This window comes from Micromonospora sp. DSM 43699, assembly GCF_055517075.1.
In genome coordinates, this window is record NZ_JBTMMT010000125.1 from 1 (window position 1) to 6,474 (window position 6,474).

Annotated in this window: 4 protein-coding genes; 1 reads left to right on the forward strand and 3 read right to left on the reverse strand. The window is 73.0% G+C overall.

Annotation, left to right across the window (positions count from 1 at the left end):
- Positions 1-11: 11 nt before the first annotated feature.
- The 3 genes from AC0AIB_RS30695 to AC0AIB_RS30705 form a co-directional block, all read right to left on the reverse strand.
- Complete coding sequence (locus AC0AIB_RS30695) at positions 12-1,778, reverse strand: PucR family transcriptional regulator (protein WP_465098014.1); 1,767 nt, start codon at positions 1,776-1,778, stop codon at positions 12-14.
- A 166-nt stretch (positions 1,779-1,944) separates the two neighbouring features.
- On the reverse strand, positions 1,945-3,396 hold the full coding sequence (argG, locus tag AC0AIB_RS30700; RefSeq protein ID WP_328345123.1) for an argininosuccinate synthase: 1,452 nt from the start codon (positions 3,394-3,396) through the stop codon (positions 1,945-1,947).
- A gap of 56 nt (positions 3,397-3,452) precedes the next feature.
- A complete protein-coding gene (locus tag AC0AIB_RS30705; RefSeq protein ID WP_328348734.1) occupies positions 3,453-4,328 on the reverse strand; it encodes a TrmH family RNA methyltransferase in 876 nt (291 codons plus the stop codon).
- A 132-nt stretch (positions 4,329-4,460) separates the two neighbouring features.
- On the opposite strand from AC0AIB_RS30705, the gene AC0AIB_RS30710 reads away from it, so the two are divergent.
- Entirely contained in the window at positions 4,461-6,299 is a 1,839-nt protein-coding gene (locus AC0AIB_RS30710) for a thiamine pyrophosphate-requiring protein (protein ID WP_465098015.1), read from the forward strand.
- Positions 6,300-6,474: the final 175 nt, after the last annotated feature.

Below are 6,474 nucleotides of genomic sequence, written 5' to 3' on the forward strand. Positions count from 1 at the left end.
GGGGTGGGGTTTCAGGGGGTGCGGACGGCGTCGAGGGCGAGCAGGGCGACGTGTAGGGACAGGCAGGCTTCGACCGAGTCGAGGTCGACGCCGAGGATCCGGCCGATCCGGGCCAGCCGCTCGTAGAAGGCCGGCCGGGACAGGTGTGCGGCAGCCGCCCCGGCCGACTTGTTGCGGCCCTGCTCCAGGTAGGCGCGCAGGGTGGCGAGCAGCTGGTCCCGGGGGTGCCGGGCGTCGTGGGCCAGCAGCGCGCCTAGTTCCCGCTCGACGAAGGTCTGCAACCGGGGCTCGTCGCGCAGCAGGTGCAGCAGACCGGCCAGTCCGACATCCGGCAGCCGGAAGACCGGCAGGTCCCGACGGTCCCGACGGGCGGCCTCGGCGACCTGGCGGGCCTCGACCAGCGACCGGCGTACCTCCCGCAGGCTGCCCACCCCGGAGCCGGCCGCGACGATCACGGTCAGCCGGTGGCTGTTCCCGCCGGGCGACGGCTGGTCGGGGTGGCGGCGGCGCAGCGCGGCGGCGAAGGTCGCGAGGGCGCGCTCCTCGGCGGCGACGTCCGGCAGGGCCAGCAGGACCCCCACCACCTGGTCGTCGACGGGGCTGGACAGGCCGGACAGCTTCGTCTCCCGCAGCGCCTGGCCGACCGCCTCGGCGAGATCACGCAACCGGGCCGGTCCGGCCTCCGGATGCGCCGGGGTCGTCGGTGCCGGCCAGGGGGCCGGGGAAGGGGGCGGGCCGGGTCCGTCGACCGACGGAACGCCGTCGCCCGACGTGGGGCTGCCCACCGCGCCGTCCCGGCGGAGCCGGACCATCACGCCGATCAGGTGCCGGCGCTCCAGGACCACCCCCAGCGCCCTGGCCCGCAGCGCGATCTCGTCCACCGGGCGGGAGTGGTCGAGCAGGGCGGTGAGCAGGGTGCGGTGCAGCTGCCGCTCCAGCCCTTCGGCGTCGCGCCGGATCAGTCGACCCAGCGCCAGCGTCGAGGCGGCCCGCTCCACCAGGATGGTCAGCCGGGTGGGCGGGCTGCCGACGGGTCGGCTACCTCCTAGGCCCCCACCGGCCGGCCAGCGCAGCAGCAACCGGCCCCAGTCCTGCCCGCGCGCGCCGACGGTGGTCACCAACCACCCGCTGTCCACGTCGTACGCTGTCCGCCCGGCGGGACGGATCCGCCGGGAGTGCTGCTCCCAGCCGTCCAGCAGCAGGTCGGCGCTCTCCCCCGCCGGGTCGTAGCCGAGCACCTGCCGGGAGAGGTTCTCCAGCACCACCGGGCAGCCGGCCAGCTCGGCGGCCTGCCGGACCACCTCGGCCACCCCGGCGCCCTCGACGGACAGGTCGGTGAACCGCTGGTGGATCTCCTCGGTGGCCCGCAGCTCGTGCAGTTGGGCATCGACGATCAGGGCGTGCACCGCTTCGGTGATCCGGACGAACGGGGTGGCCCGGCGCAGCTCGACCAGGGGCAGGCCGCGCCGTTCGGCGGCCACTGCCATCACCCGGGGCACCTCGGTGAGGTAGCGGCGACCCAGCTCGACCACGAGCCCGGAGACGCCCACCTCGGCGAGGTCGCCGATGAAGGCGCGTAGTCCGGCGTCGTCGGCGGGCAGGCCGATCCCGGTGGTGAGCACCAGTTCGCCACCACCGAGCAGGGTGGCGATGTCGGGCACCTCGGTCACGTGCACCCAACGCACCGGCCGGTCCAGGGCGGTCTCCCCGGCCACCAGCCGCGGCGCACCGCGACGGACCGGGTCCAGCGCCAGCACCTCACGGACGGTAGGGAACACGGGCGACAGGCTACCCTCCGTGACCCCTGTCCCTCACCACCCACCGCCGCCGCAGCCGCGGTCGATGGTGGGCGCGGCGGCGTCGCCCGGTCCGCCCGGTCACCGCGCACCGGCAGGCGGCACGGCGGAGCCGACCGGCCATGTCGGCCGGCTCCGCCGGGACCGGTCAGTCGACGCCGAACTCCATCGCGGCGCGGTCGAGCGCCTCGTCGTCGGCGGAGGCGACGCCCCGGGAGGCGATGGCCTCCGCGCCGCCCTGCGGCATCGCCCCGATCAGCCCGGTCGAGGCCGCCTGCGCGGCACCGACCGCCCGCTGGGGGGCGCCGCCGCCGACCAGACCGAGGGTGACGTACTGCTCCAGCTTGGCCCGGGAGTCGGCGATGTCCAGGTTGCGCATGGTGAGCTGGCCGATCCGGTCGGACGGGCCGAAGGCCGAGTCCTCGGTACGCTCCATCGACAGCTTGTCGGGGTGGTAGCTGAACGCCGGGCCGGTGGTGTCGAGGATCGAGTAGTCCTCGCCCCGGCGCAGCCGCAGGGTCACCTCGCCGGTGACCGCGGTGCCGACCCAGCGCTGCAACGACTCGCGCAGCATCAGCGCCTGTGGGTCCAGCCAGCGGCCCTCGTACATCAGCCGGCCGAGGCGGCGGCCCTCCTGGTGGTAGTTCGCCAGGGTGTCCTCGTTGTGGATGGCGTTGACCAGCCGTTCGTACGCGGCGTGCAGCAGCGCCATGCCGGGGGCCTCGTAGATGCCCCGGCTCTTCGCCTCGATGATCCGGTTCTCGATCTGGTCGGACATGCCCAGGCCGTGCCGGCCGCCGATGGCGTTGGCCTCCAGCACCAGGTCGACGGCGCTGCCGAACTCCTTGCCGTTGATCGTGACCGGGCGGCCCTGGTCGAAGCCGATCGTGACGTCCTCGGTGGGGATCTCCACCGAAGGGTCCCAGAACCGGACCCCCATGATCGGGTCGACCGTCTCGATGCCGGTGTCGAGGTGCTCCAGGGTCTTCGCCTCGTGCGTGGCACCCCAGATGTTGGCGTCGGTCGAGTACGCCTTCTCGGTGCTGTCCCGGTATGGCAGGCCGCGTTCGAGCAGCCACTCCGACATCTCCTTGCGGCCACCGAGTTCGGTGACGAAGTCGGTGTCCAGCCACGGCTTGTAGACCCGCAGCTGCGGGTTGGCCAGCAGGCCGTACCGGTAGAACCGCTCGATGTCGTTGCCCTTGAAGGTCGAGCCGTCGCCCCAGATCTGGACGTCGTCGGAGATCATCGCCCGGACCAGCAGGGTGCCGGTCACCGCCCGACCCAGCGGGGTGGTGTTGAAGTAGGCCCGGCCGCCGGAGCGGATGTGGAAGGCGCCGCAGGTCAGTGCGGCGAGGCCCTCCTCGACCAGGGCGGCGCGGCAGTCGACCAGGCGGGCGACCTCGGCGCCGTAGCTGAGCGCACGACCGGGCACCGAGTCGATGTCGGGCTCGTCGTACTGGCCGATGTCGGCGGTGTAGGCACAGGGAACGGCGCCCTTGTCGCGCATCCACGCGACCGCGACCGAGGTGTCGAGGCCGCCGGAGAAGGCGATGCCGACACGTTCGCCGATGGGCAGGGAGGTGAGAACCTTGGACACAGGAAAGATTATGCACCTGCCCGCATTCTCATGCAAATAGCCTGGGCTCGCGGCGGTCAGCCACAGTCGCAGGCCGGATCGTCGCGTCCCAGCTCCCAGAACGCCACCGCCGCCGCGGCGGCCACGTTCAACGAGTCCACCCCGCGCCGCATCGGGATGACCACCCGCACGTCGCTTGCCGACTGCGCCGCCGCGGAGAGACCGGGCCCCTCGGCCCCCAACAGCAACGCCGCCCGCGCCCGCTGCGCCGACGTCAACCGCTGCATCGGTACGGCGTCCGCCGCCGGCGTCATGGCCAGCACGGTGAACCCCGCCTCCCGCACCTGGTCCAACCCCACCGGCCAACGCTCCAGCTTCGCGTACGGCACCGCGAACACCTCCCCCATGCTGACCCGCACGCTGCGCCGGTAGAGCGGATCGGCGCAGGACGGCGAGAGCAGCACCGCGTCGATGCCCAGCGCCGCAGCCCCCCGGAAGATCGCGCCGAGGTTGGTGTGGTTGTTGATGTCCTCCAGGATCGCCACCCGGCGGGCGGCGGCAAGCACCTCGGCGGCGGTGGGCAGGGGCTTACGGTGGAACGAGGCGAGCACGCCCCGGTGGACGTGGAAGCCGGTTGCCTTCTCCAACACGTCGGGGCTGGCCGCGTAGACCGGCGCGTCCCCGGTGTCCAGGTCAGCCAACTGGTCGACCCGCTTCGCGTCGACCAGGTACGACCGGGCCGGATAGCCGGCCCGCACCGCCCGGCGCAGCACCAGCTCCCCCTCGGCGATGAACAACCCGTGCGGGGGCTCCCACCGGGTACGCAGCTCGACGTCGGTCAACGCGCGGTAGTCGGCGATCCGCGCGTCGTCGGGATCGGTGATCTGTTCAACGGACACCGCCCGATTCTGCCGGGTGTCCCGGCACGCACCGCCGGTGCGGTCCCGGCGCACCGGCCTGCCGGTGTCCCGCCCACCGGCCTGCCGGGCACGCACACCGTCGGGTCATTCCGGGCACGGCCGGGTTTCCGGGAGCGTGGCGGGGGAATCGGGCGGTGAGCGGACACCACCGGAGGGACTACCACGATGAGCGCAGCGGGCACCGCCGACGGCCGGTTGCCGAAGAACGCCACTGTCGCCGACCACATCGTGGCCCGCCTCGCCGAGTGGGGCGTGCACCGCTACTTCGGCTACCCCGGCGACGGCATCAACGGCATGACCTCGGCCCTGCAACGGGCCGGCGACCGGGTGGAGTTCGTCCAGGTCCGCCACGAGGAGACCGCCGGGTTCGCCGCAAGCGCCCACGTCAAGTACGGCGGCGGCCCGATCGGCTGCGCCCTGGCGACCAGTGGCCCCGGCGCGATCCACCTGCTCAACGGCCTCTACGACGCCAAGCTCGACCACCAGCCGGTGGTGGCCCTGGTCGGCAACACCGCGCTGACCGCCGAGGGTGGCGGCTACTACCAGGAGGTCGACCTGCTCGCCCTCTACAAGGACGTCGCCGGGGAGTTCCTGGCCCAGCTCGACGACCCGTCCCAGGTACGGCACCTGGTGGACCGGGCCTGCCGTACGGCGCTGTCCCGCCGGACGGTGACCGCGCTGGTGCTCCCGCTGGACGTGCAGGACGAGCCGGCGGTGCCGGACCCGCCGCACGCGCACGGCTACTACCACACCAGCTCGGTCCCGAGCAGCATGCCGACGGTGCCGCCCGAGGCGGAGCTGCGCCGCGCCACCGAGGTGCTGCGCGGCGGCGAGAAGGTGGCGATGCTCGTCGGTCAGGGCGCGCTCGGCGCCGAGCAGGAGGTACGCCTGATCGCCGACCGGCTGGGTGCCGGGGTAACCACAGCGCTGCTCGGCTTCACCGCCGTGGATCACCGCGAGCCCTGGGTGACCGGGGCGATCGGCCTGCTCGGCACCCGACCGAGCTGGCAGCTGATGCAGGGGTGCGACAGGTTGCTGATAGTCGGCAGCAACATGCCGTACTCGGAGTTCTATCCGCCGCAGGGTCAGGCCCGCGCGGTGCAGATCGACCTGGACGGGACCCGGATGGGGCTGCGCTACCCGACGGAGGTCAACCTGACCGGCGACGCCGGCCCGACCCTGCGGGCGCTGCTGCGCGAACTGGGCGACCACCCCGCCCCGACGGCCTGGCGGGCGACCATCGCCGACGCCACCTCGGCGTGGCGACGCTCCCAGGCGGACCTGGCCGGGCAGTCCGCCGACCCGGTGAACCCGCAGTTGCTGTTCCACACCCTCAACGACGCGCTGCCCGACGACGCGATGATCGCGGTGGACTGCGGCACCGCCACCGCCTGGTACGCCCGCCACCTCCAGGTCCGGCCCGGCATGCTGGCCAGCCTCTCCGGCACCCTGCTGTCGATGGGCGGCGCCATGCCGTACGCCCTGGCGGCGAAGTTCGCCCACCCGGACCGACCGGTGGTGGTGCTGATCGGCGACGGGGCGATGCAGATGAACGGGGTCAACGAGTTGATCACCGTGGCGAAGAACTGGCGGCACTGGGCCGACCCGCGTTTCGTGGTGCTGGTGCTCAACAACCGGGATCTGGCGTTCGTCAGTTGGGAGCAGCGTTCCACCGAGGGCACCCCGCGCTATCCGGCCAGCCAGGACGTCCCGGACGTGGCGTACCACAGGTGGGCCGAGGTGCTGGGCCTCGACGGCGAGTTGGTCGACTCCCCCGACCAGGTCGCCGGCCTGTGGCGGCGGGCCCTGACCGCCGACCGCCCGATGGTGGTCAACGCGATGGTCGACCCGGCGGAGCTGATGCTCCCCCCGCACTTCACCCTGGACGAAGCCCGCAACACGGCGGCAGCCCTGCTCCACGGCGACACCGACCGCGCCGCCATCATCCGCCGCGCCCTCCCCGCCACCCTCACCACCTACCGCCCCCGCCGCAAGAACCCCTGACCCACCTCACCTTCCCCGCCCACCCGCTTCAGGCCGGCACGGCCCAGCACGGCCCAGCACGGGCCAGCACGGGCCGGTGATCAAGAGGTTTACGTCATGCAGGGCGCTTGTCATGACGTAAACCTCTTGATCACCGAGGGCAGGCGAGGAGGGGGAGGACGGCGGGCGGGGGCAG

What these genes read in the sequence shown, in the direction of transcription:
- AC0AIB_RS30710 (WP_465098015.1), top strand. Translation starts at nt 4,461, where the DNA reads ATGAGCGCAGCGGGCACCGCCGACGGCCGGTTGCCGAAGAACGCCACT.